The sequence below is a fragment of the Arsenophonus sp. ENCA genome (assembly GCF_002287155.1).
GTDB lineage: Bacteria > Pseudomonadota > Gammaproteobacteria > Enterobacterales > Enterobacteriaceae > Arsenophonus > Arsenophonus nilaparvatae.
In genome coordinates this window covers 1-2,383 of the sequence record NZ_NHNG01000373.1, presented here as the reverse complement: position 1 = coordinate 2,383, position 2,383 = coordinate 1, and the positions used below count along the sequence as shown (strand labels likewise).

Here is a 2,383-nt window from a genome sequence, read left to right as displayed (position 1 = left end):
TGGCGTAACTCTTAGGGATAAGCGCCGGCGGCGGAGGGGCTACCTTTACACTACCTTCTGTGCCATGTTGCTCACAGTATCGACAGCCGTATTTTTCACGGATATAACGGGTAACTTGCACGTGAGCAGGTATAAACTCAAGCTCTTCACGCACTTCTCCACCCATCACGTGCATCGGCTGATGGCAGCAATCACACGCCTGCTCCCCGGACGGTAGGTGAACAATAATTTCCCTGCGCGGCAGATGGGGTGGCAGTCGTGGGCGGCGTTTTTTCGCAGACGAAGGAACAGTTGCATCCGGGACGGCATCGTCCGTAATACTATCATTGTCGTCAGATAATTGGGTTTCACAGGCTTCGTCATCGCTGGGCGCCGCGTCGGGTCGATCCGCCTCAACTTCAGCTTCGTTAAAAACCTCACCCTGCGGGGAAAGCGGCTCGGCGCTGCGCCCAAAGCGTTTTCGGCGGCAAAGATTTAACTCTTCCAGCAGAATTTGGTATTTTTCCTGCCAATGAAGATTTTCGCGCTGAAAATCAACGATAATCTGTTTTAGCAAATTGATATCGTTGGGTAAGTTATCTATCGAGATATTCATGACGTGACTTTACCATGCCGCGGCAAAATCCTCCGCAAAATTTAACTGGCTATCCTGCAGTTGAGTGGTTGGTGCAGGCGCATTTTAGCCAGGTCGACACCAGCGAGCAACCAGTACCACTGTTCTTCGGTCAATTGTAAGGTTTTTTGACTGGCAGCAGGCCAACGGAAAAAATCTTGCTCCAGGCGTTTGTACCAGAGACAGAAACCGGTTTTATCCCAGTAAAGGGCTTTTACCTTGTCACGATGTCGGTTGCAGAAGACGAACAGGGCCTCATCGAAAGGGGAATGTGCCATATCCTGCTCGATAATCAGCAACAGGCCGTTGATACTCTTACGAAAGTCAACATGACCTGAATAGAGGTAAATGGCTGGCACTTCGACAAACATCTTCATGGTGCCATCTCGCGAATGAAGGTTGCCAGCCAACACGGAGAAATTCCGGTTGTCAGCCGTAACGTACAGTGAGACAGCTCCAGGGTGATAATCAAATGCGTTTGTGCCTTCTCTATCGTGGAGATTTTAGTCGTCAACTTTTCATCCCTGGAGGTCATAAGCGCATTTGGCGCCATGGCGTGAATAAAATGCGTGGGCTGTTCTTTCACAGGATAAAGCCGCTTTTTTGCATTGCAGAATGCGCTGCGGGTAATCGTATTCTGACGACAATACTGAGTTGGATTTAATCCAGAACATTTCTGAGCTTCAATGATGGCTCGCCATTCATCATCTGTACGGTAAACTCCCATCTAATATTTCTCCTCAATTTTTAGAGATGAACATGATGACAAATTAGGAGAAGTAAAAAAATGTGCGGATTTAACGACGCTTACGAAAAAACCGCCATGACCATTCGTACCGTGTTAAGTGCTTACGTCAAAGCGTTGCGTTACTGTCAGGGATTGGAAAAAGCAGGCAAGCCACCTTTCTCCATTCGGGAATGGGTGCAAAATGCCAATGAAGATGCCTGGATTTTCATCTCCAGTGATGGTCGCTTACATACTGCCTTAAAGCCGTTAATCGTAAGCGTCATTGGAACCACACAGTGCGCTGCTGCGTGGTTTAAGGTAAGGTGATTTTCCAGGGTAGTAGTGCGTTCCAGTCGATATCCTCATCTGGGTATTTTAGCGCCGTCAGCAACGCCAAAAGATAATCGTATGGGTTAAGTCCATTGATACGTGCACTTTCCACCAGGCTGTACAATAGCGCGCTGGCATGGGCACCGGATTCCGTATTGGCAAACAGCCAGTTTTTTCTACCAATTACAAAAGGCTTTATCGCCCGTTCGGCGCGGTTATTGTCGATACTCAAACGACCATCCTCCAGATAGCGCATCAGCTTTGGCCATTGTTTTTGACAATAACCAATGGCTTTACCCAGATAGCCTTTCGGGAGCACCTTCGTCTTTGATAACCAGGCTTCAAACTCCTCCATCAATGGACGCGCTTCGCTCTGTCGCCGTCGGTAAATCTCTTCAGGAGAAAGCCCTTGACACGTTTTTTCTATCCGGTACAGTTTCTGAATTAACCCTAAGGCCCAAATGGCTTTGCCTACTTTGGTATTCGGCTGGGCTCGCCGAGCCTCTTCAAATTTACGGCGCGCATGCGCCATGCAGCCAACGAGTTGAGCTTCCGTGCCATGATAACCCGCGTAGCCATCAACTTGCAGATACCCCGTATAGTTTACCAGGAATTCGCTCGGGCAACGCCCGCTGCGCGAGTCTTGGTAGTCGTAGATAACCAGGTGCGGCGTGTTATCTTCCACATTTCGCACATCACTGCCGGTGCCATAC

The 2,383-nt window shown here is 49.0% G+C and carries 5 protein-coding genes; 1 reads left to right on the top strand and 4 read right to left on the bottom strand.

Annotated elements, in window-relative coordinates:
- The 3 genes from CBG25_RS09815 to CBG25_RS09805 all read right to left on the bottom strand — a co-directional run.
- A partial coding sequence (locus tag CBG25_RS09815) for an IS66 family transposase zinc-finger binding domain-containing protein (protein ID WP_290606354.1) occupies positions 1-595 on the bottom strand: 595 nt, incomplete at its 3' end.
- Between the two features lie 41 nt (positions 596-636).
- On the bottom strand, positions 637-990 hold the full coding sequence (tnpB, locus tag CBG25_RS09810) for an IS66 family insertion sequence element accessory protein TnpB (RefSeq protein ID WP_290604955.1): 354 nt from the start codon (positions 988-990) through the stop codon (positions 637-639).
- Positions 987-1,340: a hypothetical protein gene (locus CBG25_RS09805; RefSeq protein ID WP_290606352.1), complete on the bottom strand. Its 354-nt coding sequence runs from the start codon at positions 1,338-1,340 to the stop codon at positions 987-989. Before CBG25_RS09805 ends, tnpB begins: the two co-directional genes overlap by 4 nt.
- 60 nt (positions 1,341-1,400) lie before the next feature.
- On the opposite strand from CBG25_RS09805, the gene CBG25_RS09800 reads away from it, so the two are divergent.
- Positions 1,401-1,667, top strand: coding sequence for a type IV secretion system DNA-binding domain-containing protein (locus CBG25_RS09800; RefSeq protein WP_290606351.1), 267 nt, complete (start codon positions 1,401-1,403; stop codon positions 1,665-1,667).
- Here the strand turns inward: CBG25_RS09800 and CBG25_RS09795 are convergent.
- A partial coding sequence (locus tag CBG25_RS09795) for an IS66 family transposase (RefSeq protein ID WP_290604254.1) occupies positions 1,654-2,383 on the bottom strand: 730 nt, incomplete at its 5' end. The two genes, CBG25_RS09800 and CBG25_RS09795, sit on opposite strands and share 14 nt — an antisense overlap.